Genomic DNA, 26,939 nt, shown 5'->3' on the forward strand with positions numbered 1-26,939 from the left:
GCCACCATGTCCAATTCACCCCGTACCCCATCACACCGGGAGGACCGCGGCCCCGTGAACACGCAGCGCGTCCTCAGTGGGCGTTATGAGCTGGGTGAGCTGATCGGCCGCGGCGGCATGGCCGATGTCTTCCGAGGCATCGACACCCGCCTAGGACGCACCGTTGCCGTCAAGCTGCTGCGCCCGGACCTGGCCAGGGACCCCCAGTTCCAGGCCAGGTTCAAGCGCGAGGCACAGGCGGTGGCCGCCCTGAACCATCCTTCGATCGTTGCCATCTATGACACCGGCGACCATGCCGTGCCCGGTGACCACGAGGACACGGTCCGGGTGCCGTACATCGTCATGGAGTTCGTCTCCGGGAAGACGATCCGGGACCTGATCAGGGCCAAGGACGTCAGCATCGACCACGCGATCGACTTCACCCTGGGCGTACTCGCCGCCCTGGATTACAGCCACAAGGCCGGGATCGTCCACCGCGACATCAAACCGGCCAATGTGATGTTCTGCCCGGATTCCAACAGTGTGAAAGTGATGGACTTCGGGATTGCCCGCGCCATGGCCGACTCTGCGGCGACCATGACCCAGACCCAGGCCGTCGTGGGGACCGCCCAGTACCTCTCACCGGAACAGGCGCGCGGGGAGACCGTGGACGCCCGAAGCGATCTGTACTCCGCCGGATGTTTGCTGTACGAGATGCTGGCCGGCCGGCCGCCGTTCATCGGCGACAGCCCTGTTTCCGTGGCCTATCAGCACGTGCGCGAAATCCCCGAACTTGCCAGCAGCTTGAATCCGGACGTCTCAGAGGCCCTGGACAGCGTGCTGATGAAGGCCTTGCAGAAAAACCGGGCGGACCGCTTCCAGGACGCCGCGGCATTCCGCCGAGCCCTCCGGGCGGCGCGGAGCGGAGTCGGAGTGGTCCCTCCGGCCGCGAGCGAAGCTGCCACCGACCCCCAGAACACCATTCCGACGCCGGACAGCACACCGACGGCCGCTTTCTCGGTCACCGGCGCCAAGTTCCTTGATGAGACCCCCACCGGCAGGCTCCGGCCGCCGCTGGATTCATCGGCTGATGACGACGACACCCTGGCGGCCGAAGGTGTCGCCTATGACGCGGCGGATACCGGCAGCCTGCCTTTGGTCCTGCCGCCCGAGCGCGAACACACGCCGGGACAGAAGTCCCGCCGTCGGACATGGATAGCGACACTCGTGATCCTCACGGTCCTGGTGCTGGCAGGCGGCGGCCTGTGGCTTTACAACATGATGAACCAGGCTCCGCCGCCCGTGGCAAAGGTCCTGGTGCCCTCGGTGACGTCGCTGACCGAGAGTGAAGCCCTCCAGAAGCTCTACAACGCGGGGCTCAAACCCCAGCTCAGCCGGATGCAGCACGAGACCATCGCCAAGGGCATCGCCGTCGGCACTGTGCCGGCAACGGGGGCCTCACTGGACCCGAATTCGGACATCACCCTCAATATCTCCGAGGGCCCCAGCGTCATCACCATCCCCGCGGACCTTCCCGGGCGGACGGAGGCTGCCGCCCGCGATGTGTTGCGCCAGAAGGGTCTTGCCGGAGCACCCGGCACCACCATGGCCAACAGCGCGACGGTCCCGGCCGGAATCGTGATCACCACCAACCCGGCGCCGGGGCAGAACGTTGCGGCGGGCAGCACGGTGGAGATCATCGTGTCCACCGGGAAGGTGGCGGTCCCTCAGCTCGTCGGCCTCCCCGTCGCCGAGGCCGAGGCCGCGCTGAAGGCCCTGGGCCTTGGCATGAATGTCACCGAAGTCGAAAACACCCAGGTGGAACCGGGCAAGGTCACCGGGCAAGGTGACGCCGCGGAGGCCCTGGTCGAACAGGGCAAGACGGTCGGCATCACCGTCGCGAAGGCCCCCGCGCCCCCGCCGAGTCCCACGCCGACTCCGACCCCGACGTCGACCAAGGGCGCCAAGGAAGACGGATCGCTCCTGGGCGGGGCCTCCCGCTAGTGCTTGATGAGCGGGCTTAGCGCCGCGGCCCGCTGTGCCGCGCCGGCCATGCCGAGGGATTCGAGCCAGTTGCCGAGCATCTGGTAGCCGCCTTCGGTGAGCACGGACTCCGGGTGGAACTGCACCCCGCAGAGGGGCGCGGTGCGGTGCTGGAGCCCCATGACCACTCCGGTGGCCGTCTCCGCGGTGATCTCCAGGACCTCCGGGATGCTCTCCCGGACGGCGGCGAGGGAATGGTAGCGGGTCGCCGTGAAGGGAGAAGGCAGCCCGGTAAACACACCGTCGCCGTGATGCTCCACGAGGGACGTTTTGCCGTGCATCAGCTCGGGCGCGTGCGTCACGGTTCCCCCGTAGGCCTCCGCCAGTGCCTGGTGGCCCAGGCAGACGCCCAGCATCGGCTTGTTATGGCTGCCGCACCACTTGATCAGCTCGATGCAGACGCCTGCGCCGGCGGGGTTTCCGGGACCCGGGGAGATGAGGACGCCGTCGCGCGCTTCCGCGAGCTCGATCGCCTCGGCCAGGGTGACGTCGTCGTTGCGGACCACGGTGGTCTCCGCGCCGAGTTCCTGGAGATAGCCCACCAGGGTGTAGACAAAGCTGTCGTAGTTGTCGACGACGAGGATCTTGGTTGTGCTCATGGATGCCTTGCTGAACCAATCGTTGAATCAGTGAACTGGGTGAATTGTGCCATCCAGGGAAAAAGGAACTGAACCATCAATACCCAGAATCGCTCCTGCAGCTGCAGCACGTGGCTTCTCCTCCCGGACGTTCGCGGCGGACACCACTGTGGCCTGAACTACAGCTAGAATTGGCTCCGAATAAGAACTCATACATGACCAAGAGCGCGCTGACCGCCGGTGTATTCCTTCTTGCAGGATATCAAGCCAGGGTCCCGCTCCTGTTCCAGCCGCCCAGGAGGACCCGTGCCCGAGTCAAAGCGCCGTAAGAGGACCAGCGACGCAACGCCGCAGACCTCCACCCAGGCCTATAAGCCCAACCCGGTCTGGTTCAAGCCGGTGATGTTCGGCCTGATGATCATTGGCCTCCTGTGGATCATCACCTTCTACATCAGTGAAGGCACCCTTCCGGTGGCCGCCTGGGGATCCGGGAACATCATCGCCGGCTTTGGAATCGCCATCATCGGCTTCCTGATGACCACCCGCTGGCGTTCCTAGGGCCGCCGCAACCCGAGAAAGACCGGTACACCCTGTGTACCGGTCTTTCGCGTTAACGGGATGTCGGACCGGGGACCGATAATGCTGGGACGGAGAACAACGCGAGGGAAGGAACCCGGATGGCAGCGGCAGTAATCGGCTCAGTGATCGGCGACGACGGCCTGGCCCGGCCACCGTGGGCGGCCGTGGATCCGCTGCTGCGCGAGTACTACGACACCGAATGGGGGCTTCCGGTACGCGACGAGCAGGGCCTGTACGAGCGCATCAGCCTCGAGGGCTTCCAGGCCGGACTCTCCTGGGCCACGATCCTCCGGAAAAGGCCCGCGTTCCGGGCTGCCTTCCACGACTTCCATCCCGAGACGGTGGCCGCGTTCACCGAAGCCGATGTCGAGCGTCTCCTCCTGGACGCCGGGATCGTCCGTAACCGGCTCAAAATCAGGGCCGCCATCACGAATGCCCAGGCCACGATTGCGCTGAGGGACGACGGCGGACTGGTTGACTTCGTTTGGGCCTTCCAGCCCGATTCCACGCCTGAGCCGACCTCTCACGATGAGATCCCCACTACGTCGGCAGAGTCGATCGCCCTGTCCAAGGCGCTGCGGAAGCGGGGATTCGCGTTTGTCGGCCCCACAACGATGTATGCCCTGATGGAAGCGATCGGCATGATCGACACTCATCTGCTGGACAGCCACCGCCGCGGAGCTTCAGGAATGTGGCCCCGCTGACGTCGTCCGCTGTGCACAACTCCGCGGGGAGTTATCCACACTGTTGATAACTCCCTGGGGACTCACAGCGGTTTGCCACCTTCCCCGCGCCCTGTGGCCCTCAGAAGCACACTCCACCCGGCCATCCCGGCTGAATTACATGCGTGTGAGTTATTAACAGTGTGGATTTACTGTGGATAAGTGAACGGATTGGCCCTGTTCTGGCCTCCGGAACTGAAATCCAGGGCCGATGCGCGGAATTTCGGGGTCCAGCTCGGTCCGCCGGGCGCCGTGGCCGGGTTATCCACTTAACAACACCCCGGTACCCACAACTTATCCACAGGTGGGGATAAGTGCACGATCCGAGCCTTGATAACGCAGTCCTGGCGCCCTGTGGCGGGAAATCTCCTCGGATCGCATCGAGGGCGACGTTATTAACACTGTGAATAACCCTGTTGAAATCAGATTTGAACAGGCCCTCGCCGCCGCTGGAGAGCGCCCGGCCGCGCTGCAGTCAGCGTCCCCGCCCACGCGGAACTGTCATTTCCCGCGTTACCGGCAGGGTTGTCCACTTAACCACAGGACCACCCACAGGAGTTATCCACAACTGTGGAGATTCTCAAGACGACCGGTGCAAAATCGCCAGTTGTGGCCCTCAGATCCGGCACCCTCATGTGAACTACAGCGTTGTAAGTTACCAACAGTGTGGATAACCCCTGTGGACAACTCCACCGGTCCTGTGCCCGGGGAACCTCTTTGGGACGGGGAGGGCCGCAATTACCGGCGCGCAAAAGAGCGCGCCGCGCAGGACGAGCTGTGGAAAACGGGAAAATGCTGTGGGAAACCCTCGCCACCGCGACGCTCCAGGGCACGACTGGGTCTGGCTTGAGGGCCTTTGGGGTCGGACTGCGTGGAGGCGCAACGCTCCTGCCCAGTTGCTTCCTGCGCCACACCGGCGCACACCCGCGGAAACCCGGGGTTCAAGGAGGCTGGGACCTGTTCAGGCACGCGGCAACTGGGCTGGAGCGTCTCTCACGGGTGCCGGATCGGGTGCCGGCAGGCAGGAAAGTGGGCTCATGCACGGGCCACCCAGAGGGCAGCTCGGCACTGCGGACTGGCTCGGGCGCGACGCTCCTGCCCAGATACTTCCTGCGCCACACCGGCGCACCCGCGGAAACTCGGGGTTCAAGGGAGGCTGGGACCTGTTCAGGCACGGGGTAACTGGGCTGGAGCGTCTCCTTCGGGTGCCGGATCAGTGATGGGCAGGGAAGGGAAACTGAGACAACCGGGTCAACTGGCCGTCCGGAAGCGGGGCCGGGTGGGCTAGCTGGCCACCCGGAGGGCGGAGATGGCAATCAGCAGGGCGAGCACCAGGACGAGTCCGCCGGCCTGCAGCAGACCCTGCCGCGGGCCGCGGGGCGTGTACGCAATGACGGCGGCACACAGGGCACCTGTGACGGCACCACCAAGGTGGGCTTGCCAGGCAATCGACGGGACAATGAAGCCGATAGCGCCGTTAATAAGGATCAGCACCCAGAGTTGCTTGGTCTCGCCGCCGCGGCGGCGTTGGACCACCAGCATGGCGCCGAACAGGCCGAAGATGGCGCCGGAAGCTCCCACAACGCCACTCAGCGGCTGGCCCGGAACGTAGCCCGGAGTCAGCAGGAGGTAGCCGACGGATCCGCCAAAGGCGGACAACAGGTAGACGGCCAGGAAGCGGATCCGGCCCAGAAGGGGTTCGAGTGCCTGGCCGAACATCCACAGCATGTACATGTTGAGCACGATATGGAGGATGAACCCCTGGGAATGGAGGAATGCTGACGTGACCATCCGCCAGGGTTCAAAGACCCCGTACTCCGGGGTGGCATAGACCGTGGCGAAGGCCAGGTTCCGGTAGATCCCGTCGTTCGGGACCAGCCACTGGAGGACAAAAACCAGGGCACAGAGCCCAATAATGAAGTAGGTGACCAGGGGCTTGCCGCTGGTCACGGCGCCGCCGTAGACGGTCTTGACGTCCGGCGTCGTACGTTTTGTCTCGTTGACGCAGTCAACACATTGGAATCCGACGGCGGCCGCCCGCTGGCAGTCGGGGCACGCAGGGCGCCCGCAACGCTGGCAGCGCACATAGGCGGGCCGGTCCGGGTGCCGCGGGCACACCGGGATCTGCGCGGACGGCTCTGCCGCCGGAATTCCGTAGCTCATGCGCTGGGCTTAGAGCTTTTCTACATCAATGCTGTTGATGGTGACGTCCTCGACCGGGCGGTCACCCATTCCGGTGCGGACACCCTCGATGGAATCGACCACCTTCTTGGATTCCTCGTCCGCCACCTCACCGAAGATGCTGTGCTTGCCCTGCAGCCAGCCGGTGGGGATGGTCGTGATGAAGAACTGCGAGCCGTTGGTGCCGCGGCCCATCTGGATGCCGGCGTTCGCCATGGCCAGCTTGTAGGGCTCGTTGAAGGTCAGCTCCGGGTGGATTTCGTCGTCGAACTTGTAGCCCGGCCCACCGACGCCGCGGCCCAGCGGGTCGCCGGCCTGGATCATGAAGTCCTTGATGATGCGGTGGAAGATGGTGCCGTCATACAGGGGCGTACCGGTCTTGTCCTCGCCGGACTCCGGGTGGGTCCATGCCTTCTCGCCCGTGGCCAGTCCGGTGAAATTCTCGACCGTCTTGGGGGCGTGGTTGCCGAAGAGGTTGACGACAATGTCGCCCATGCTCGTGTGGATGGTTGCTTTTGCGGTTGCGATGGCAGTCATAGGCCCCATTCTTCCACGGCGCGCCCCTGGGCACAGGGCCCCTCCGCCAGTTCCGCGCTGGGTGAAATCCGCCTAAAATCCGCCCCGAAGAATAGCCGGTGAGGTCTGGGACACGTAGGCTAACTCCAGAACCGTCACATTAATCGGGAGGTAGTTGTGAAGAAAACGGATCGTATTGCCCGGGAGCTGGAGTATTCGGTCAGCACCGGAGTAGAGAACGCCAAAGACTGGGCAACCCCCCGGGTTGAAGCAGCAGTCAACTGGGCCGTTCCGCGTCTGCAGCAGGGCCTGGATACCGCTTCTCCCAAGATCCAGGAGGGGCTCAAGTCCGCGGCCTACAACCTTGCCGACGGCGTCGCGACGGTAACCCCGCGTCTCCAGGACAGCCTGGCGCACCTCGCACCGAAAATTAGCGACGCCGTCGAGGGCGCCACCCCGCGCCTACATGAGGCCGTGGACAAGGCCACTCCCGTCATCGCCAACGCACGGGACCGGGTCGTCGTCGAATACCTTCCGAGGCTTTCCACCCAGATCGGCCAGGCATCCGACGCCGTTCACCGTACGCTCGAGAGTGCTCCGGCCCACGTTGACGCGGTTGCGCAGAAGCTCAGTGACGCTGGAATCATCCACGCTGTCCAGGAGCAGGCAAAGACCGCAAAGGGCCACGTAAGGGTAGCTGCGAAAAAGGCCGGCAAGGCCGTCAATATCGAGGTAGCCAAGCCGCAGAAGTCCAAGCACCGCGGGTGGTTGATCTTCGGCATCATCGCCGCGGCCGCGGCCGCCGCTGCCGCCGCCTGGAAGGCTTCCAAACCGGTCGAGGATCCCTGGAAGACACCGGCTCCGGTAACGCCCGCCCCCGTGCCGGCCACCACCGTCAACGATGTCAAGGATTCCGTACAGGCGACTGCCGGCAAGGCTGGCGCGGCCGCAGTTGCCGCCGCCGACGCTGCTACGGACGCCTCGACTGATGTCGCCGAGTCCGCCGGGGACGCCGCCGACAAGGCCAAGCACGCTGCCGAGGACGCCGCCGAGGACATCAAAGACGCTTCCGCCAAGGTTGCCACCGACGCGAAGACCGCAGTCCGCAACATCGCTGCGAGCCTTAACAACGGGTCGGACAAAAACACCGGCGCCTAAGCAGCTTGCGCCCACGGCTTCATGAGCCATTGAGGGAGGGATTCCGCCACAGGCGGGATCCCTCCCGTTTTTGTGCGCGATGTTTACCAGTTCGTAGCCGGTCCGTTGCCCGGTATCGGGCAGAAAAAACCCGTGTGGTGCTAAATTTGGGGGGATGTCACCCGAAAAATCCTCTGAGGATGCCTTACACGATGCCGTGCAGATGCCGGCTGTGTCTATCGTCATCCCGGCATACAACGAGGAAAGTGTCATCCGGCAGTGCCTCATCGCAGCCGTGTACCAGTCTGTCCCGGCCCACGAGATCATCGTCGTCGACAACATGTCGAAGGACCGCACGGCCGACATAGTCCGGCAGATGCAACTGGAATACCCGGAGAGCCCCATCATCCTGCTCAGCCAGGATCTGCAACAGGGCCTGATCCCCACCCGCAACTTTGGCCTCGACCATGCCACCGGGGACATCCTCGGCCGGATCGACGCCGACTCCGTGCTGGAGCCCGACTGGGTCGAACAGGTGCAGAAAGCCTTCCGGGACAAGTCCGTCCATGCCGCGACCGGTCCGGTGGTCTACTACGACATGCCCATGCGGCGTTTCGGCCTGAAGGCCGACGATAAGATGCGCCAGCTGATGCTCAGGCTGGCCAAGCACCAGTACCATTTCCTCTTCGGGTCCAACATGGCCCTCCGCCGCTCCGCCTGGGAAATCATCCGCATGGAGACGTGCCGGGATGAGAAGGATGAGATGCATGAGGACATCGATTTGTCGCTGCACCTGGCCGAGAACGAGCTCCGGATCCAGTACTGGCCGCAGATGGTCTCCGGCATGTCCGCACGCCGCCTGGAAGACTCCCCCCGCGACTACCGGTACTACGTGACACGCTTCGACCGCACGTACAAGGCGCACAACGTCAAGAAGATGGCGCTCAAGGCCCCCATGGTGGTCTTCTTCTCCGTGTACTTTCCGGCCAAGCTGCTGCGCGCGATCCACACAGTCAACACTGCCCAGCCCGCCCGCCGCGGCGGCCAGTAGCGCACGGCGCCGCTGGCGCCGTCGTCAGTCCGTCCCGAGCTCGGCCAGAGGCGGCGCACCGCGCCGTACGGAGCGGGAGCCCCGCTGTCCCACGACGACGACGGCGAGCCCCACCAGGATCATCGCCAGCCCGGCATAGGTACCGGCCGGCAGGGTCTCTGACAGGAACGCAGCAGCGAGCAGCGCGGCACCGGGAATCTCGAGCAGGATGATCATGGATACCAGCAGCGGGCTCATCGTCGCGAGCAGGTGGTTGAAGGCGGTGTGCCCGATCAGCTGGGCGCACACCGTAATCGCCAGGATGCCGACCCAGCCGGCGGCTTCGAAGCCCGCGAGGGGCTGCTGCGAGAACAGCGCCAGGATGGCGACCACGGCCGCGCACATCCCGTAGCAGAGGGTCGTGTAGACGCCCGTGCCCATGGTCTGCCGGGCCTTGCCTCCGGCCAGGGTGTAGATGCCCGCCAGGGCGCCGCCCGCCAGCGCCAGGAGGTCACCCAGCAGCGCCTCCGGGGAGGTGCCCATGTCGAACCCGGTGATCGCGATGACGCCCGCGAAAGCTATCCCCAGCCCGACCAGGACCGGCCAGCGGTGCCTGACTCCCCGACAGAGCTGGAAGATGGCGATCCAGCCGGACTGCAGACAGACGAGGGCAGTGGCTGCCGCGACGGAAGTCAGCTGAAGGGAGGTGATGAAGCAGGCGAAGTGCAGGGCCAGGGCGACGGCAGCCGCCAGTGACCAGCGGAACTCCCGGCCGGTGACCCTGCCGAACTGGCGGGGGTCCCGGACCAGTACGGGCCCGGCCATGACGACCGACCCGATCGCATTGCGCCAAAAGGCGATTGCCAGGGCGCTGACGGAGGTTGCCCCCAGGGTAGCGGCGATAAGCGGCCCGGAGGAGGCCACACCGAGGACGCCCACGGCGGCAAGGAAGAAGTTCACGATCCCACAGTAGTGGGGCGTAGGCGCGCTCAGCGGACGAAGGGTCCTTGACGGTGAAATATGGCGGTGCCAGTCTTAAATCCGGTCTCACCACCATCCGCAAAGGAGACCATCATGGCTTCAACCATCCGCAAGAGCCTGGACAATCCGGAGGAAACCCGCCCCGTCAAAGACGGGATGGGCCAAGTAGAGCTTGTAAACCTCGACGCCGGCGCCGTGGCACGTGCGACCTTCCTGCCCGGTTGGAAGTGGTCACAGCACGTCAAGCCGATCGCCCAGACCGACAGCTGCATGATTGCCCACAAGGGTTACACGATTTCGGGCCGGCTCAAGGTCGTCATGGACGACGGCGAGGAAACGGAGTACGGCCCGGGCGACTACGGCTTCATCCCGCCGGGGCACGACGCATGGGTCGTCGGTGACGAGCCATACGTTTTCATCGACTGGCAGGGCATGGATGACTACGCCAAACCCAAGGAATGAGAAGCCGCTGCCCGGCAGTCCAGGCCGGGCATGCAAAAGGCCCCGGACCGCATTTCTGCGATCCGGGGCCTTTCCTATGGTGGAGGCACGGGGACTCGAACCCCGAACCCCCTGCTTGCAAAGCATGGCGGCAGGAGGCGTTTGGGCTGCTTAATCAGTCTAATTTTCCGGCCTGGGGCGCATCTCGGGCGCACCTGTCGCGGGCACATCGCCTTTCCGGTACGTGATCTCTGCGGCCAACTGGTAGCCGCGGGCTTCGATGTGGTCGAGACGCACACACGGACGACCGCCGGGCAGCCAACTCACGGCGCAATTCTCGCCCACCGCGGGAGTGCTCGCCGAGGGTTCGGCGCGCGCGGATGCGAAGAACGCGACGCAGCGTACCTCAACGCCTCGCTGCAACACTTAGGGATATGAGCATCAGCGGCGACATTCCCCCCTGGCCGTCTTCTGACCCGGAGCACGGCCGTATCCGGCTGCGCACGTTCACGAATCTGGACGCGAGGATGGCGATGGACCTTTCCCAAGATCCGTATGTCCCCACGGTGGGAAGCCTCCCACCGCATTCCACTCCTGTGGAAGCCTTAGCGTGGCTTGCGAGGCAGCGTCAGCGCCACGTCGAAGGGTCAGGATTTTCCTTCTCGATAGCCGACCTAGAAACTGACCGCTCCATGGGAAACATCGGACTATGGCTCAAGGACTTGAACACAGGCCGCGCTCAGGTTGGATACGCCGTTGCTCCGAACGACAGGGGCCACGGCATTGCATCCGATGCCCTTTGCGCCCTCACTACGTTTGCCTGGACAATCGCGCAGCTGCACCGTCTGGAGTTATATATCGAGCCTTGGAACCTAGCTTCTATCCGCACCGCCGAACGCGCCGGCTACGAACGCGAGGGCCTGCTTCGCAGTCATCAGGAGATCGCCGGGGAGCGTTGTGACATGGTCCTCTACGCCGCGATCCGGGCGAGCACAGTCCGGTAGACGATCCCCTTGCGGGCTGAACCAAGCGCCAAATAGCGCCGCGAAAGGGCCGCCATTTATCGGGGTTCTGGCACAAATTTCGTGAACGGTGATGGATCGTCGCTGCGGGCGGGTTCCCGCGCCTGGACAAGGCGCTGTGAAGCAGGTGCGCCCTATGGACGGGCCGACCGCGACACTCGAAATAGGCGCTTCGGCTCCTAGTTGATTGACCTCGGTATGATCGACCCATCGGCCCGGTGATGTCCGCGCGCCCAATGTCTTCAGAAAGGCGCACACATGGAGAGTGCTCGCGGGTGTCTTGGCGTGGCGGCAATGCTGTTTTTCGGCGCGACAGTGCTCATCGGCTGGGTGATGATGGTGATACTTCCTGTCCTCGCCGGGGATCCCCCGTTCGCGGACATCGGTATCCTCGCCGCCTACACTGTCGGCTCGCTCATCGTGTGGCGAGTTGCCGGCGGCCCAGGATGGGGGCTCGCAGAGGCTAACGCCACCCGACCGACCGTTACGAGCGCTGAGGCGGCGCCCCGTTCAGTCACCAGTGGGTCGCTTCTGCCCGGCGACTGGTCGGGCGCTTTGGCAAGGAAGGGGCTGGGGAACTCCGAAGTGCAAGAGATCCTGACGCGCGCATACGCCACGTGGCAGCCCGGCGAGATACTGCCCGACCGTCGACGGGTGTTCCGCGCCTTTGAGCTCACCCCCCTCCATAGCGTCAAAGTCGTCGTGCTCGGGCAGGACCCATACCCCAGACAAGGCCAGGCTGACGGACTCGCGTTCTCGGTGCAACCCGGGACGTCGGCTCCCTACTCGCTCGCCCGAGTCTTCAGCAACCTCGAATCCGACAACGCCGCGTCCTTCACCCGCCCGAGCGGTGGCGACCTAACGCAGTGGGCTCAGCATGGGGTCCTTCTCCTGAATACTGCGCTCACCGTGCGAGAGAATGCACCAGGCTCGCACAGCGACTATTGGAGAGGCTTCACACGAGGCGTGTTGGAGGTCGTCAATGAGAAGATCGATCCGGTGGTCTTCCTCCTCTGGGGCGACGACGCCATTGCGCTGGCAGACACAGTCCCGATCAACGAAAGCAGACATCGCGTCATTCGGTCAACGCACCCGCGGCGCGAGGAGAGCTCTCGATACCCTCGCTTCGCCGACACGCGACCGTTCTCAGAGGCGAACCAGTTCCTGCGTTCGCGCGGGCGCGACGAGGTGGACTGGGCCTTATAGCTGGGTCGGGTCCATCCAACGCCTCGCGTGGATGCTCGATCGCCCCTCGGAGGTGCACCCTCCGTCCGCGCTCCCACCGGATCTTGTGCCATTAAATGCGCGAAAACGGGCTCTTCCAATTTCGTGAATCGGCTGTAGTTGTGGACGGCATAGGCCGTCAGACTGGCGTCACGCCGACGTCCCCTTTCCGCCAACAAGGCCATCAATCCTTGCCATGAGCGGCTCAAGTCCCGCCGGGGCCAGATGACCGTACTCGTTCAGAGTGGTCGACGGCTTGGAGTGTCCCAGAGCCCGACTGACCGACAGAATATCTCCGCCGGCCTCAGAGAGCGCGATCGCGGCAAACGTGTGCCGGAGGCCGTGAACGTTGATCCGGGCGATCCGTTCGGATCGGCCCGCATTCGCTCGGGTGACGCCGCGGGTAACGACGTCGGACACATACCGTTTCCCCACCGGGAGGCCCGGCTTGCGGGGACTCTCGAAAAGCGGAGTCGTCTCGGGACGCCCGTAGGAATGTTCAAGCAGCCAAGGCAGCACGGCCTCAGGTACCGGAAGCCTGCGTCGGCTGGCCCGGGTCTTGGTCGTGTCCGTGCCGGAACCCGAATTCCGCACCCAGAGCCTGCCATCGATCAAGTGGCCGACAAGCAGCGACCGGGCCTCGCCCGAACGCACTCCCATCAGCCCCAGCACCCCCAGGAGCGCCTTGTCAGCAACCTTCGGTGTGGCAGTGATTACCGCCATGAGTTCTTCAGAGTGCCAATAGGGGCGTTCCACGTGGCCGAGGGACACGACTATGCCGTCGGTGATGTCAGCGTCGACGAGCCTGTCGTGGACGCCTCGCTTGAAGGCTGCCCGGAGGATCTCGACCTGCTTCTTCCGCGACGATGCGGCCAGGCCAGGGCGCCGCGCCCAGATCTCGATCTCCGTGGTGTCGAGGGTCGAGACGACGCGGTCACCGAACGCCTCGCGGACGACGCCTGCGTGATGAAGGTCAGTGCTGATTGTGTTCGGAGAGCTGCCGGGGTCCGCCTTGGCTGCCAGATGGCGGTCCAGGAGGGTGCCCACAGTCACTGAGGCGGCGCGTATGGCCTGAGCCCTAGGGAGGCCCATCTGGTTGGCGTCGTCCTGGAACGCCTGCGCCTTCTGGTGCTCTTTGTACGACAGCTTGCGCTGGGGCGCTTCCCGGCCGACCCCCTCCCGCCATCTCCTCTGCCAGCGTGGTGCATTGCGTGCACGCTTCTGCGCGACTTCACCCTTGGACAGGCCCGCCCAGAGGTCATGGACTGTCATTCGGGCCACCTGTCGGTCGTCAATGTCTCAGCTAGGTCCACCTCGTCCTGGCGGTGCATGAGAATTTGCTCGCTACGGTCACGGCGCTCGAGTTCAGCACGAAGTTCCTCATCCGAAAACGCTGCCAGGACCTGCCGTGCAAGGACAGCCCGGCCGGCCACAGCTGCTTGGGCTTCTCGCTCGGATGCAAAGGAAACCTCCTGCCCGGCTTCGACTCGGCTGGCTTCAACAAGCAGGTCTGCGGCGCGGGCTCGATCGTGGACGCGGAGGACGTCCGGGTGGACGCGGAGCGCGGAGGCCAGCTTGACCAGCGTGCGGTCCGGCGGGATCGCTACCCTGGCCTTGCCGTCGCGGTACCGGATGCCGTTCAGGGCAATGTGCACGGTGCCGACACTAAGTCCTGTGGCCGACGCGAGGTCTGCGACGGTGAGACCGGAATTTCGGTAGGCGGCCTTGAGCATTGCACTCTCGGGCGGCGAGTCGAGTTCTGGGTGGTGGAAGGATTTGTTCATACAACACACGCTACTACATATTGCTACCAATCTGCTACAGTGCTTTTGCCAGGCTCCACCGAGCCGAACCGTCAAGGCGCAGCCTCCTGAGCTGCGCGCGTCTCGAACGAGGCGAGCGAAACCGGCCACGAGGTCGTACGGGGCCGAGGTACGCCTGATGCGTACCGGCATCGGATTCTCAACTCGAAGTCCGAGAGGCCACCATATGCAATGCACCGTCCACACCACCCTGACCAGCATCCTCGACAGCGTCGGGCGCGACCACGCACTCCTCGAAGTCAAGGACGCAGCACTGGTAATAGGCGTGACCCCCTGGTGGATCCGCCAGCTCATCGCCAAGGGGGACTTGCGCGCGATCAATGTCGGCGGCCCGGAGAAAGCCGCCCGCTGGCGGCTCGACCCCGAGGACCTGGCTGCCTGGATGCGCGCCCGTGAGAACAGGCCGCGCGACCTAGGGAACCCCCAGCTGAGGGGCCTTCCCATGGTCGGCGTCGCTAGTCGGGGCCTTCGATGAGTGCTGCAGATCAAGCCAGCCGAGGCACGGGCACCCAGAGTTCAATTGATGCCGTGGCGCCAGGCTATCGGCGTATGACTGGCAGCCGTCTGGAGGGCATGCTCCTCATTGAGAAGCATGCCGCACTCCTCCGGAGGCAGTTTTCGGAGCGGTCCTCTGCCGTTCCCACCGAGCGCGAAGCGGATCTCCCCGCCCCCTCGCCCGCAGGGAGCGCAGCGACCGAGGACGAGGGCCAGCGGTTTTTGTCGGACATGAGCGCCAGCGAAATGTCCGACAAAAACCCTGCTGGCCTGCATCCGTTGTCTCTCCCGCGTAGGCACAGCCGTACGTCCAACGAGACCATCCGTCAGCGTCGCCGGGTCTCGTTGGACGTGCGGCTCACGGAGACGGAGCGCGAAGCGATCCGTCTCCGTGCACACGTGCTCGGCGTCAAGCCGAGTGCGTGGGTGCGCGGGGTCGTCCTCGACGCTCTGGACGCCCGCAGGGATGAGGTTTCACGGATGCATCTGGCGGCCCAGGGGTCGCCTCAGCCGGAACTGGTGATGGCGGTGGAACAGCTTCGCCGGGTCGGTCAGAATCTCAATCAGGTCCTCCGGGCCGTCCACTCTGGAGACGCCCCGGGGGTCGATGAGGCTTTGCTCCGCCAGGTGCGGGTCGCGGTCGATGAGGTGCGCACTTCCCTCGGGGACCGGACGGCCTCATGAGCACAGTCAATGTCCGATCGTCCCGCGACGCCGCAGGCGCCGTGAATTACGTCCTCTTCGGGAACTCGAGGGAGCGGCGTGCCGAACTCATCGAAACCGGTCAGACCCGTGCGGCGGCATTCGCCATCTCTGTCGCTGGTAACCACGGCGCTTCTCCAGCCTCCTTCATCGAACGAACCGAGATGATGGCCGCTGTCCATGGCCGCAAGATCGAGCTCCAGTCCTATGTCGTCGCCTACGCGCCCGATGAATTCGACGTCACCGACCAGGACGATCTGGAACGTGTTCTGGACGTCGCGGTCAAGTTCACTGACCGGATGCATACCGCTGACTACCTCATCGCCGTGCATGCGGATTCAGCAGGTGGTCACGCGCATGCGCACATCCTCGTGGCCAACCACGACACCCTCACAGGAAAGTCTCTCCAGCGCTACACCAGCTGGAAGCACGGCCTCCGCCAGCTAAACGATGACCTCATGCGCGACGAAGGTCTGAGAGTGCTTCCCAACCCCGAGGAGCCCAAGCCCGACTGGGAGCTCCGGCGGGAGGCATTCGCCCCCGGAGGGTTCGAACAAACTCTTGGCGACAAGGTCTACATTGCGCTCTCTGATCCGCGCTCGATCGATCAGCAGGCCTTTGAGCGAGTGCTCGAAGAACATGGCGTCACGCTCGCCGTCACCCACCGTGACGGGTGGAGCTACAAGATGCGGCGCCCGGACAACGGGAAGCTAGGACGCAAGAAGTCCTCAGCACTCACTCCGGAATTCACCGCCGAAGGGGCCACAGCCGTCTTCGTCATCCACCAGCAGAACCAGCAGAAGGGAACCACCCATGCAACTCGCGGACCGGCTGCGTCAGGAGCAGCAGAACTCGACATCATCGACTCCGTCGGGGCCGTCAAACGCGGAGGTCATCGCCGCGGTGAACGCGCAAACGAAGGCCGTGAACGGTCTGAAGGCGTACCTGCAGATCGTCATCGAGGATACGGTCAAGGGCGAATTACAGAAGATCCTGCCGTCGACCTCACAGCCCTCCGCCAGCGTGTCATTACAGATCTTGAGCATAGGGAACAGGTTGAGCGAGATCGAGAAGACGATCGCCGAGTTCTCGCACAGTCTCGACGGAAAGAACTTCAACGCCGCCTCGAAGAGCTTGATCCTGGAGACGCAGAGGAACCGGCAGGGCATGTTTTCGGCGATTGAAAGGCTCCAGCTGCAGGCTGACGAGAACAGGGCTTTCAACAGCAATGCCGGAGTGGCTCTGCAGCGCATGGAGAAGCGCGCCAGCCAGCAGATTGAAAAGGCGGTCAGCCAGATCGCCGGCGAAGCGTCCCAGGTCGTTACTGCCAACCTGGCCGCTGCAAACGAACGAGCCGAGCTGATCATGGCAGGCACCGCCAGACTGGCCGATCGCCAACTCTGGTCTGCGGCTGCCGCGATGTTCCTGACACTCCTTCCAGTGGCAACCGTCGTCGCTGGGTTCTGGATGGTCGTCGCCGGCCTCTTCGCGGGGGTGCAGTGGGCTACTGACGTTGACGGCAGCGTGTGGCTCGGCATCGGGCGCTGGCTGGCCGTAGTGAGTGGCCTCTCCGCGTCCGCATACGGGCTCTTCGCCGGAGTCAGGTGGACCACTTCACTGGTCGCCACCTGGAAGGGCGTCGGGATGCCGCAGTGGCCCCGATGGCGGAGGGGGAAGCGATGACATGTAGCACGGATTCCATCGCACAGAAGCGTGCGGCATCCAGCTCCAACAGCAAAACACGAAAACTGAGTACGTTTCACCCTTTGAACTTCACCAACCCGCGGAATCACAACGATCTGGGCGTGCGCGCTCGTACCCGGCTTGATTTGGTTGCCGAAAAAGTGAGTACTCGTGGACCTCCTATTTCCCGATGTTCCCGCACTTTTCCGCTTTGGATCTGCACTCAAATTTTCTGCGAAAGCTGAGTAAGCCCTCCAGAAAAGTGAGTACGCCGAGGAAAAAGTGAGTACGCCCCAGCAGTGTCGTCCACCCGCAGTCCCAATAACGAGGAAACCCCCGGCGGCAACCGGGGGTTTCGGAGAGGACATCAGCGCATGTCCAAGAACACCACCAACCCTACCGCGCCAAGGCCTCCCCGCCGTCGTGGCTGGTCCATCGTCTCCAATGCCTTGACCCGGGAGATGATCGAAGACTTCGTCGCCGGCCACCCTAGGGATCTCGGCCACGGCGTGATCCACGACCGTGACCCCGGCACCGAAGTACACGGCCATGTCTTCTTCTACTCGAAGACCCAGCGGACCGCCGCGGCGATGCAGCGCAAGTTCCCGGTGCCGGTCATCGTGAGGCCCTTCATCGCCCACCCGGGTGAACCCGGCACCGACCGCGGCAAGTTCGCAATGTCACGGGGCGCCCGGTACAACACGCATGAGCACCCTGACCAGCAGGCCCTTGGAAAGGCCCGGTACGGCGATGACGAGATGATCGCGACTCCGGGCTGGGACTGGCGCGCAGAGGTCGACGCGCTCAATGCTCGCGAGAAGGTCGATCCTGAGCGTCCGGCGCGTCTCGCGGCGGTCGACCGCTTCGCTCAGCGGATACTCGCTGGCGAACTGACCGCACGCGATGTTTATGCCCAGAACAAGAAGATCTACTTGGCCAAGAGCACGGGCCACTGGACCCAGCTGGAGCGTCAGGCTGCCGAGTGGAAGCGCCAAATAGCCGTAGAAGTCGCACACAAGGCTTACGAAGAGCGCCGGCAGGCGGCCGAGGCAGAACAGGCCGGGCGGGCGCGCCTCGCCGCTGACCAGGCTGAACGGGAACGCCAGGCCGCTGTCGAGCGGGACGCCGAACGCGATGCACAAGCCCGCCAGCTGGTCGAGGAAAGTGCGTCTCGCGAAGCCGCATTCGAGGCAGAGCGGGCCACACCCGAGTACCAGGAACGTCTCGCCGTCCAACAGGCCGAAAGCGATCGTGTCGATTTGATCGACATGATCGCAATGTGGAATGACGCCAAGGGCAGTCGTTCCGCTCGCAATTCCCAAGCGAGAAGATACGCCGCCAGTCTAGGTCTGACTTCCTCCGCGCACGTCCGTGAGGACAGAACGCTGACTTATTTGGGTGCTGTTTTGACCTATGCCGAATTAGCGCTTGGCATTGAGCCTGCCGACGCCGTTACCGATGAGATCATGCCCGAAATTCGGCAGGACCTCATCGATCACCGCCGGACGATCTCATCAGCCACGTTTGTCCTCGGCGGCCCCGAACTGCGTGCAGCAGATGGGAGCCAACACGATTTCGAAAAGGCCTTGTCCCTTCGGCAGAGGTACGGCGGCTACCCGGACATCATCACCCTGCAGCCGCCGCGGTCCGACATCAAGAAAGCCTGGCGCGAGCAGCTCCTGGCTGCGTCCTGATCAACAGTTCCAGGAAGGAATCCACCATGAAGTATGGCTACACGCGTACGTCGACGAAGGACAAGCAGGACGACGACCTCCAGCGCCGGGCACTCATCGATGCAAGCGTCGACACGAAGCAGATCTTCTCCGACCAGGTCTCCGGTTCCAAGGAAGCCAGGTCCCGGTCGGGATGGATGAATCTCGAGGGAAGGCTCTGTGCAGGTGACGAGCTCGTCGTGTGGCGTATAGACCGTATCGGGCGTTCCATGATCGACGTCGTCACCACGGTGAAGGACCTCCTCGACCGGGGAGTCGAGGTGAGGTCCATCTCGGACGGCATCGACCCCTCCACCCGTGAAGGACGCCTGATGCTCAACCTCATGTCGACGTTCGCCGAGTACGAACGGGAACCCATCCAGGAGCGCGTCCAGGCCGGTGTCGACGCTGCCAAGGCCAGGGGCGTGAAGTTTGGCCATCCGACCCCGGACGCCGAGAGAGTCGCTCTGAACCTCAGGACCGTTAAGCACCTCATCGACTCGGAGGGACTCGGAGTCGATGAGGTGCATCCCGGACCGTCGGGTGGTCTAAGGCAACGTACTACCGGCACCGTTCAGCGGCCGGAGTCTCGTAAACCCCCACCCGGGGCTGCGACTTCTGAGACAACATTCCGAGACTCGTTCACCGGACCATTGGCGGTGAACGAGTCTCGTCTCATATAGGAGATGTCCACAAGACAGAACTCCCCGGTTTGTTCATATCCCGTCGCAGGATCTGTCTACGAACCCGGGACCTGAGCTAACAGAATCGGCCGGCTGGCGTGACATGAGCAGCCAATGGCGAGGCGTGGAGCAATCAAATAACCTCTCCTCGTCCTCCGTGCCGGTTCGGCCGGCCACTTTCGCCCAGAGGGTCCTATCGGTTGTCGGCCGTCGCATTGGCGGCGGTTCGGTCTTTCGGGTGCCTCATCTCAGCTGGCACGGGGTCGTCTACTATGCCAGCGGCCGGAGAAGGCAGGTCATGCTCTTCAATCTCCACCACATGGCGCTGCCATCCGGACCCGGCTTGGTATCTCGCCAACCAGACCTCGATAGTTCCCAGCAGTTGCCGAGTCTTGGGTCGGGCTCTGCCTCTGAACCAGACGTCGGAGATGCCCTCCGGCAGGGCGAGATCCTCAACGGGCTCTATCGAGCCGTCCTCGTACGAGTCGGACAGGCGATAGAAGTAGTGCTTCACGTCGTGACCTCGCCCGAATAGGAAGAGATGACGCTCATCCGCCGGTTGGGCTTGCAACTTCTCGATGTTTTCGAGCGCCCAGTCCGCAGCCAGTAACTGGTCGCAGACGTCAGCGAGCTCGTTCAGGCGCAATGGGATCTGCCCGCCCTCCGTCTGCGGTCGGCCTTCCTTTTTCGCCCGGGCCCAGTCAGCCAAAAGGTCCGTGGCAGGAGGTGAGGTGATCTCGACGATGCCTCGAGTTCGGCCGTCGTCACTCACCCACGCGCCATCGGGCATCTTGTCCCCGCCGGCGGCGTCCGCGAGCCTGATGTCGACGCCAAGGACCTGTTCCATGACCAGGAATGCGATCTCTTCTTCGCGGCGTGCTTTCGCGCCGGCACCATTGCTCATGCCTAAATTCCACCACATCCTGGTGGCCAAGAGGCATATGGGCTCGGGCTGAGCCCGAGGACTCGATCGCCGGCTGTGACTCGACCAACTACCCGTGTGCGGCGGTGATCATGCGCCCTTCCGGTAGGTCGCATTGAACACAGCCTCTGCGAGCCAGCGCTTGAAGCTGCTGTTGTCCTGGAACTCCTTGAAGAGCTGGGTGTCATCGGCGATGAGTCGAAGCATCACTTGGCTAAGCGCCCGGTCACTCTCGACGCGGGCGTTCACTGGGTCGTCGTTGGTCTGTGCGTTCCGGTAGGCCTCGTCCTCAGACACAAGCCGCGGGATCTCCTCCGTGATGAAGCGTTCCACGCGGTCGGCATCATTCCACTCAATGTTGCCGAAGTAATCGTTGAAGCTCCTCACGATCGCGGAGAGCTTTTCGAGCTCCGGATCCGTGAGATGTCCGCCACCGGCGGCCGGGACAGGGTCGAGAGTGCCGTCTTTGTCGTCGAGCACGATCTTCATCGCGTTAAGCTTCTCGGCGCGGTACGACTCCAGGTCAATGTTCTCGAGGATCCCGGCGGCGAGGTCTTCTTCCTTGGGGGCGGGCAGCTTGGGGACGAGATGGTCAAGGAAAATGGAACGCTTCTCCCACTCAGCGCTGCCGTACGGCAGCACCGTGGACAGGAAGTTGTAGGTGCGCAGGAACGCCTTCGCGTTGCCCTTGAACGTCACCTGATCGTCCTCTTCGGGGAGCTCAATGTACTTGGCGACACAGACGTCGAGCAGCGGATCGAGGCGGTCACGGGTCTCTCCCGCCAGGTAACGGCGGACGAACTCGTCGACCTGCTCCGGCGCGTAGATGCCGAACGCGTCGAGGTCGTTGACGAGATCATGCAGCTTGTTGGCATCTGTCTCTTCTGCCAGCACCGTCGTGCGGTAGTACGGCTCGAATGCCCGTTGGATGTCGTCGGCGTCATTGGCGAAGTCGAGCACGAAGGTGTCGTGCTTGGACGGGTGCGAACGGTTGAGCCGCGACAGCGTCTGCACAGCCAGTACGCCGGATAGAGTCTTGTCGACGTACATCGTGTGAAGAAGCGGCTCGTCGTAGCCGGTCTGAAACTTGTTCGCGACGACAAGAACCCGATGTGGATCGGTCTTCACTTGCTCGGCGATCGCATGAGACGGAAAGCCATTCAGACTAGCCTCCGTCACCTTCATGCCCTTGTACTCGTGCTCGCCGGAGAACGCGACGACTACCTGGTACGGGCTCTTGCGGGCGGTGAGTGCGTCGCGGATGGCATGGAAGTACTCGATGCACCGCGCGATCGACGAGGTCACGACCATCGCACGGGCCTGGCCGCCGATCTTGCGCTTCGCAACCACCTGTGCGAGGAAGTGATCGACCATGATGCCGGCCTTCTGTCCGATCGCGTGCTCGTTGCCCTCGACGTATGCGCGGAGCTTCTTCGAGGCGCGCTTGGCGTCGAACTCAGGATCGTCCTCGACGGTCTTCATAAGCTTGTAGTAGCTGCCGACCGGAGTGTAATTGGCGAGGACGTCGACGATGAAGCCCTCCTGGATCGCCTGTTTCATCGTGTACGAGTGGAACGGCCGGAAGCCGGTGCCCCCGTCCGCATTGGGAACAGGCTCCCCGAACATCTCGAGAGTCTTGTTCTTCGGCGTCGCGGTGAACGCGAAGTAGCTCGCACTCGTCAGGAGCTTCTTGCCTTCGATGATCCGGTTGATCCGGTCCTCGACAGTGTCCTCCTCGTCGGCTTCGACGCCGCCGAGCGCATGCGAGACGGCCGCTGAGGTCTTCGATCCCTGGGACGAGTGCGCCTCATCGATAATAATCGCGAAGGTCCGGTCGCGGTGATCCGCGCCGATGTCATCCAAGACGTACGGGAACTTCTGCACGGTGGTGACGATGATCTTCTTGCCCGCCGTGATCGCCCGCCGGAGATCTCCGGACCGGTCGGCATGGACCACAGTTGACCCGACCTGCAGGAATGACTTGATGGTCTGAGTTAGCTGGTTGTCGAGGATGATGCGATCAGTCACCACCACGATCGAGTCGAACGCGATGCGACCAGCATGCGTGGCCTCGGTGAGCTGGTGAGTCAGCCAGGCGATCGAGTTCGACTTGCCGCTGCCTGCAGAGTGCTGGATGAGATAGCGGCGACCCGCACCACGTGCTTCCACGTCGCCGAGAAGACGGCGCACCACGTCAAGTTGGTGGTACCGGGGGAAGATGGCCCTCGATACCTTCTTGCCGGTCCTCGGGTTCTTATCGACGACGATCTGGGCGTAGTTCTCGATGATCCCTGCGAGACTCTGCGGCGCGAGCACGCGCCGCCACAGGTAGTCCGTCATAACGCCTTCGGGATTTGGCGGGTTCCCCGCGCCGTCGTTGAACCCCTGATCAAAGGGCAGGAACCACGATGAAGCCCCCTTGAGCTCCGTGCAGAACCGCGCGCGCTGATCGTCAAGCGCGAAGTGCGCAATCGTCCGCCCGAACGCGAACAGCGGCTCACGAGGGTCGCGGTCGCGCTGGTACTGCTGCACCGCGTCTTCAACCGTCTGGTTCGTGATGTTGTTCTTCAGCTCGAACGTGAACACCGGCAGACCGTTGACGAATGCCACGAGATCGACAGCGTCACCTCTGTTGCTGACGCTGTGGTGCACCTGTCGGGTGATGACGAACCGGTTTGCATCGAACAGGACGGCGGCCTTCGCATTGCCTGCCGCAGGCGTCGGGTAGTACAGGTCGATGTGGAAGCCATGGTGGTCGACCCCATTGCGCAGGGCATGAACGACGCCTCGCCGGGTAACCTCTCCCTGCAACCGAGCGAGGAACTTATGGCGCGTGGGAGACTCCGTCGCGAGACCCAGCGGTTCGACGAGATCGGGCTGAGTCGCCTCAACGAACGCTACGAAGTGGCCGAGGTCGAGAGCGTAAGAAGCGGCGTAGTCGCCTGATGCGCCCTCGGTCCAGCCGCCGTCTGTCATCTGGGCGACGATGAGCGCCTCCAGGTCTTCCTCGTCCAGTCGCCGCACGCTCACGCCTCGCTCCCGACCAATGCTTCCTCAAGATCATCATCAGGTCCCGCGAAAGCGTCGTCGATCGATTCAGGCGCATCAGGCAGCGTCGCTGCGATCGCCCTGACATCGACCTGCCCTGTCACAACGTCGGCAACGAGCCGCGTGCGGAACTCCTGGAGAAGCGATATCTCATCACGGCATCGGCCCACGACCGATTCCAGCTCCTCGACATTTTGCTCAATCAGGCGAACCATGCGCCGCTGCTCCGTGATGGGAGGGACAGTCACCTCAATTTCGTAAAGGTCCTTCCGGTCGACACCTGGAACTGCAGACTTTTCCGCATACACAGTCTTGTCAATCGACCGAAGGAGCCAATAGCACCAACGAGGATCGTTTCCATAGAAGTTCGTCACAAAAAGTGCAGTATTGTGTGGCCAGAAGCTTGTCTCAACGAAGAAGACGGATGCCGTCGAACCGTAGCGACCAATCACTACGCCGGGACCAGCCGCCCGAGACTCACGATGCGACCCGATCGTTCCACCAGACGAGATCACTGGGAATGGGCCGGGCTCGCGCTCTTCGGCTGAAAGATCATAACCACGCTGGAGCCGCGTCACCCATTTGAGGCGCTTCTTCGGCCATTGATCCGAATATTCCTCGGCCCCAGCACGACCCTCGAGGATTTCCATGTTCCGAGCGCGGTGCTGCTCGTCAAGCAGGGCAATGAGGCGGCGCTTGGCGGCGATAGCTTTGTCGATGCGGGTGTTCGCGTGTGCAAGGTACTTGATGATCGCCGCCTGTTCCTCCGCCGGCGGTAAGTTGACCTCGATATTGCGCATGCGTGGAATGTTGAGATCCCACTGGCCAATACGCACACCGTCGGACGCCCCACCAAATTTCGACACATAGGGCCTGCTACGAAGCAGATACTCACCAAATCGCGGGACTGCAAAGTCAGCGCTAAAGACAAAGTAGGCCGGACTCACGATCCCATCGACCGGTGCAAGCCCGAGCGAACCCTGCCATGCCTTCATCTTGTTGATGACCAGGTCACCTTCCCGAGCAACCTTGTAGTTACTCAAGTCCTCGGGAATGACGTTGTGATTGGCATCGTCCGTCGACCGAACGAACACGCCACGCTCGCGTGCAACGCTCAGCAGAGGTAGATCCGCGCGGTTCCGCTCGCTTCGCTGCCTCAACAACGACCGCAATGAACGCTTCTGCCAGCCACTCTCTGCACGGTTCACGCTCGGCGGAGAGAACATGCCCGCGGTCACCACGCTTTACCCGCGATCTCCGCGATCAGATTATCGGTCTCTGCTTCAAGAACGCGGATGTCGGCTTGGATCTCAGCCAGAGTGCGCATCGGGGCGGGTTTGTAGAAGTGGCGTGTGAAGGAGATCTCGTAGCCGATCTTCGTCTTCGACTCGTCGATCCAGGCGTCCGGGGCGTCGGGGGCGACCTCACGCCGGAAGAAGGACTCGATGCCGTCTCCGTATTCACCTGCCGGTTCGGTCAGCGGGACTTTCTCGGTGTCGCGAAGCTCAGCGTCGGGCTCGTACTCCACCACGCGCTTTCGACCTTCAATGATCACTTCGTACCGGCCGTGCAGCGGGTCGGGCACAGCGGCGAACGGGAGCATCTTCTTGATGACCGGCGGTGCAGTCTCCTCGCGCACGCCGTCCTCCTTGAGCTGCTTGATCTCCTTCGCGGTGTACGCGCGGTTAGGATCCACTCCGGCGATGCGAAGCGGTCGCTCGACGTTGATCCTGTAATAGCCGAAGTCGACCCCGTCGAACACCTTGGAGCGATCGGTGTCTTCGTATTGGTCAAACGCGTTGAACGCCTCGAGTACCTTATCGGCGTCAGTAGCACTCACTTCGACGCCCTTCTCACCGAGGTTCTTGCGGAGCGGCGTGGACCACCCGGTGGCATCGATGAGCTGGACCTTGCCCTCGCGGCGCCCTTCCTTGCGGTTGGAGAGCACCCAGACGTAGGTCGCGATACCGGTGTTGTAAAACATCTTGAGCGGCAGCGCGACGATCGCCTCAAGCCAATCGTTCTCGATGATCCACCGGCGGATGTTGCTCTCTCCCTGTCCCGCATCGCCGGTGAACAGCGAAGACCCATTGTGGACCGACGCAATACGGGAGCCCAGCTCGGTGCTCTGTTTCATCTTTGAGATCAGGTTTGCCAGGAACATCAGCTGCCCGTCGCTGCTGCGCGTCACGAGGGAGAACTCACCGTCACCGTCGTGCGTGACCACGAAGCGCGGGTCGATGATCTTCTTCGCGCCTCCGAGGCGGTCCTGGTCGGTCTTCCAGCTCTTGCCGTACGGCGGGTTCGAGAGCATGAAGTCGAACTCCTGGCCAGCAAAGGCATCGTTCGACAGCGTCGAGTACTCGGGACCGCCAACGATGTTGTCGGCCGCTTTGCCGTCGCCCTTCAGAATGAGATCGGCCTTGGCGATCGCGTAGGTCTCGGCGTTGATCTCCTGCCCATACAGGTGGGTAGAGACCTTCTTGCCGGCGGGTTCCGTGAGATGGTGCAGCGTCTCCTCGGCGACAGTCAGCATACCGCCGGTGCCCATCGCGCCGTCATAGAGACGGTACGTGCCCGAAGGGATCGCGTCTGCGATCGGTTCGAACATGAGCCGGGTCATCAGTCGCACGGCGTCGCGCGGGGTCCAGTGCTCGCCGGCTTCTTCGTTGTTCTCCTCGTTGAAACGGCGCACTAGTTCTTCGAAGACGGTGCCCATGCCGTGGTTGTCGAGGCCTGCCGGCGACAAGTCAAGGTCAGGCGCGAGGAACTTCTCGATCAATGATCCGAGTGCATCGGCCTTCGTGAGCCGGGGAAGCTGGTTGCGGAGTTCAAAGTTGTCGATGATCTCCTGCACGTTGGGGGAAAACCCGTCCAGGTACGCCTCGAAATTCTGCCGGAGACGGGTCGAGTTGGAGACATGGCGCAGGTCCTGCAGCGAGAACCCCGACGTGTTGTAGAAGTCCTGCTTCGCCGCGTCCCTGAGCGGCGCATCCTGATCTGCGATGCCTGCACCGTCGAGCATCTTCTTCATCGTCATCACAGCTTCACGCGTCGGACCAAGGACGCTGTCGAGTCGCCGCAGGACTGTGAAGGGGAGGATCACATCGCGGTACTTGCCGCGGACGTAGAGGTCGCGGAGCAGGTCGTCAGCGATGTTCCAGATGAGCGCCACGATTCGAGCGTGGTTGATGGAGCTATGCGGCACGGGGATCCTTCACTCTTGACCAGACTGTCGGGCGACGATCTGCTGTAGGAGAGCCGTCGAACTTGCACGAAGGCGGACGGCTCCTCGGATATTCTCTCAGACCTGGCCGTTCCACCCTTGAACGGTCAAGCCGCGAGCCGTTTCCAGCCCTTGGCTCAAGGGTTTACGGGATTGTCCGTATCGTTACAGCCTTTGGGCTGCCTTTGTATCCCAGGGCCTTGGCAGCCGCC

General features: G+C 63.3%; 24 protein-coding genes. 14 read left to right on the forward strand and 10 right to left on the reverse strand.

Annotated features, from left to right (window positions below; translation table 11 throughout):
• The first annotated feature begins 6 nt into the window (after positions 1–6).
• Positions 7–1,983, forward strand: a complete 1,977-nt coding sequence (gene pknB / locus AC1DF4_RS05870; protein ID WP_476911995.1) for a Stk1 family PASTA domain-containing Ser/Thr kinase — start codon at positions 7–9, stop codon at positions 1,981–1,983.
• Here the strand turns inward: pknB and AC1DF4_RS05875 are convergent.
• Positions 1,980–2,621, reverse strand: coding sequence for an aminodeoxychorismate/anthranilate synthase component II (locus AC1DF4_RS05875; protein ID WP_476911996.1), 642 nt, complete (start codon positions 2,619–2,621; stop codon positions 1,980–1,982). The genes pknB and AC1DF4_RS05875 overlap by 4 nt on opposite strands.
• 285 nt (positions 2,622–2,906) lie before the next feature.
• Here AC1DF4_RS05875 and AC1DF4_RS05880 point away from each other — a divergent pair, with 285 nt between their 5' ends.
• Both AC1DF4_RS05880 and AC1DF4_RS05885 read left to right on the forward strand, forming a co-directional pair.
• Positions 2,907–3,158, forward strand: coding sequence for a cell division protein CrgA (locus tag AC1DF4_RS05880; RefSeq protein WP_476911997.1), 252 nt, complete (start codon positions 2,907–2,909; stop codon positions 3,156–3,158).
• A gap of 119 nt (positions 3,159–3,277) precedes the next feature.
• Positions 3,278–3,883, forward strand: coding sequence for a DNA-3-methyladenine glycosylase I (locus AC1DF4_RS05885; RefSeq protein WP_476911998.1), 606 nt, complete (start codon positions 3,278–3,280; stop codon positions 3,881–3,883).
• Between the two features lie 1,302 nt (positions 3,884–5,185).
• On the opposite strand, the gene AC1DF4_RS05890 is transcribed toward AC1DF4_RS05885, so the two are convergent.
• Entirely contained in the window at positions 5,186–6,064 is an 879-nt protein-coding gene (locus tag AC1DF4_RS05890) for a rhomboid family intramembrane serine protease (protein ID WP_476911999.1), read from the reverse strand.
• A 9-nt stretch (positions 6,065–6,073) separates the two neighbouring features.
• Complete coding sequence (locus AC1DF4_RS05895) at positions 6,074–6,619, reverse strand: peptidylprolyl isomerase (RefSeq protein ID WP_441404756.1); 546 nt, start codon at positions 6,617–6,619, stop codon at positions 6,074–6,076.
• Between the two features lie 156 nt (positions 6,620–6,775).
• Between AC1DF4_RS05895 and AC1DF4_RS05900 the strand changes: the two genes are divergently transcribed.
• Both AC1DF4_RS05900 and AC1DF4_RS05905 read left to right on the forward strand, forming a co-directional pair.
• Entirely contained in the window at positions 6,776–7,756 is a 981-nt protein-coding gene (locus AC1DF4_RS05900) for a hypothetical protein (protein ID WP_476912000.1), read from the forward strand.
• A 154-nt stretch (positions 7,757–7,910) separates the two neighbouring features.
• Positions 7,911–8,786 (forward strand): glycosyltransferase family 2 protein, encoded by an 876-nt coding sequence (locus AC1DF4_RS05905; protein WP_476912001.1) that lies wholly within the window; start codon positions 7,911–7,913, stop codon positions 8,784–8,786.
• A gap of 24 nt (positions 8,787–8,810) precedes the next feature.
• Here the strand turns inward: AC1DF4_RS05905 and AC1DF4_RS05910 are convergent, their stop codons facing one another.
• Positions 8,811–9,725: a DMT family transporter gene (locus AC1DF4_RS05910; RefSeq protein WP_476912002.1), complete on the reverse strand. Its 915-nt coding sequence runs from the start codon at positions 9,723–9,725 to the stop codon at positions 8,811–8,813.
• 114 nt (positions 9,726–9,839) lie between these two features.
• Here AC1DF4_RS05910 and AC1DF4_RS05915 point away from each other — a divergent pair, with 114 nt between their 5' ends.
• From AC1DF4_RS05915 to AC1DF4_RS05925, 3 genes are all read left to right on the forward strand, one after another.
• Complete coding sequence (locus AC1DF4_RS05915) at positions 9,840–10,208, forward strand: cupin domain-containing protein (protein WP_441404752.1); 369 nt, start codon at positions 9,840–9,842, stop codon at positions 10,206–10,208.
• Between the two features lie 413 nt (positions 10,209–10,621).
• A complete protein-coding gene (locus AC1DF4_RS05920) occupies positions 10,622–11,191 on the forward strand; it encodes a GNAT family N-acetyltransferase (protein WP_476912003.1) in 570 nt (189 codons plus the stop codon).
• Between the two features lie 276 nt (positions 11,192–11,467).
• Complete coding sequence (locus tag AC1DF4_RS05925) at positions 11,468–12,415, forward strand: uracil-DNA glycosylase (protein ID WP_476912004.1); 948 nt, start codon at positions 11,468–11,470, stop codon at positions 12,413–12,415.
• 168 nt (positions 12,416–12,583) lie between these two features.
• On the opposite strand, the gene AC1DF4_RS05930 is transcribed toward AC1DF4_RS05925, so the two are convergent.
• Both AC1DF4_RS05930 and AC1DF4_RS05935 read right to left on the reverse strand, forming a co-directional pair.
• On the reverse strand, positions 12,584–13,705 hold the full coding sequence (locus tag AC1DF4_RS05930) for a tyrosine-type recombinase/integrase (RefSeq protein WP_476912005.1): 1,122 nt from the start codon (positions 13,703–13,705) through the stop codon (positions 12,584–12,586).
• Complete coding sequence (locus AC1DF4_RS05935; RefSeq protein ID WP_476912006.1) at positions 13,702–14,217, reverse strand: helix-turn-helix domain-containing protein; 516 nt, start codon at positions 14,215–14,217, stop codon at positions 13,702–13,704. The genes AC1DF4_RS05930 and AC1DF4_RS05935 overlap by 4 nt, the downstream gene beginning before the upstream one ends.
• 205 nt (positions 14,218–14,422) lie before the next feature.
• Between AC1DF4_RS05935 and AC1DF4_RS05940 the strand changes: the two genes are divergently transcribed.
• From AC1DF4_RS05940 to AC1DF4_RS05965, 6 genes are all read left to right on the forward strand, one after another.
• On the forward strand, positions 14,423–14,731 hold the full coding sequence (locus AC1DF4_RS05940) for a helix-turn-helix domain-containing protein (RefSeq protein WP_476912007.1): 309 nt from the start codon (positions 14,423–14,425) through the stop codon (positions 14,729–14,731).
• Positions 14,732–14,805: 74 nt separating this feature from the next.
• Positions 14,806–15,435: a plasmid mobilization protein gene (locus tag AC1DF4_RS05945; RefSeq protein WP_476912008.1), complete on the forward strand. Its 630-nt coding sequence runs from the start codon at positions 14,806–14,808 to the stop codon at positions 15,433–15,435.
• Positions 15,436–15,476: 41 nt separating this feature from the next.
• Positions 15,477–16,637: a relaxase/mobilization nuclease domain-containing protein gene (locus tag AC1DF4_RS05950; RefSeq protein ID WP_476912009.1), complete on the forward strand. Its 1,161-nt coding sequence runs from the start codon at positions 15,477–15,479 to the stop codon at positions 16,635–16,637.
• Positions 16,621–17,136, forward strand: a complete 516-nt coding sequence (locus AC1DF4_RS05955; RefSeq protein WP_476912010.1) for a hypothetical protein — start codon at positions 16,621–16,623, stop codon at positions 17,134–17,136. The genes AC1DF4_RS05950 and AC1DF4_RS05955 overlap by 17 nt, the downstream gene beginning before the upstream one ends.
• A gap of 374 nt (positions 17,137–17,510) precedes the next feature.
• Complete coding sequence (locus AC1DF4_RS05960) at positions 17,511–18,830, forward strand: hypothetical protein (protein WP_476912011.1); 1,320 nt, start codon at positions 17,511–17,513, stop codon at positions 18,828–18,830.
• Positions 18,831–18,856: 26 nt separating this feature from the next.
• The gene (locus AC1DF4_RS05965; RefSeq protein WP_476912012.1) at positions 18,857–19,531 is read left to right on the forward strand and encodes a recombinase family protein; all 675 of its coding nucleotides are present in this window, start codon (positions 18,857–18,859) and stop codon (positions 19,529–19,531) included.
• Positions 19,532–19,724: 193 nt separating this feature from the next.
• Here AC1DF4_RS05965 and AC1DF4_RS05970 read toward each other — a convergent pair whose 3' ends face one another.
• The 4 genes from AC1DF4_RS05970 to AC1DF4_RS05985 form a co-directional block, all read right to left on the reverse strand.
• Positions 19,725–20,435, reverse strand: coding sequence for a hypothetical protein (locus AC1DF4_RS05970; protein WP_476912013.1), 711 nt, complete (start codon positions 20,433–20,435; stop codon positions 19,725–19,727).
• A gap of 108 nt (positions 20,436–20,543) precedes the next feature.
• Positions 20,544–23,483 (reverse strand): type I restriction endonuclease subunit R, encoded by a 2,940-nt coding sequence (locus AC1DF4_RS05975; protein ID WP_476912014.1) that lies wholly within the window; start codon positions 23,481–23,483, stop codon positions 20,544–20,546.
• Positions 23,480–24,739 carry a restriction endonuclease subunit S gene (locus AC1DF4_RS05980; RefSeq protein ID WP_476912015.1) on the reverse strand — a complete coding sequence of 420 codons (1,260 nt, stop codon included), beginning with the start codon at positions 24,737–24,739 and terminating at the stop codon, positions 23,480–23,482. The genes AC1DF4_RS05975 and AC1DF4_RS05980 overlap by 4 nt, the downstream gene beginning before the upstream one ends.
• Positions 24,736–26,676 (reverse strand): type I restriction-modification system subunit M, encoded by a 1,941-nt coding sequence (locus AC1DF4_RS05985; protein ID WP_476912016.1) that lies wholly within the window; start codon positions 26,674–26,676, stop codon positions 24,736–24,738. Before AC1DF4_RS05985 ends, AC1DF4_RS05980 begins: the two co-directional genes overlap by 4 nt.
• Positions 26,677–26,939 lie beyond the last annotated feature (263 nt).

This window comes from Arthrobacter sp. 05N429 (assembly GCF_056397045.1).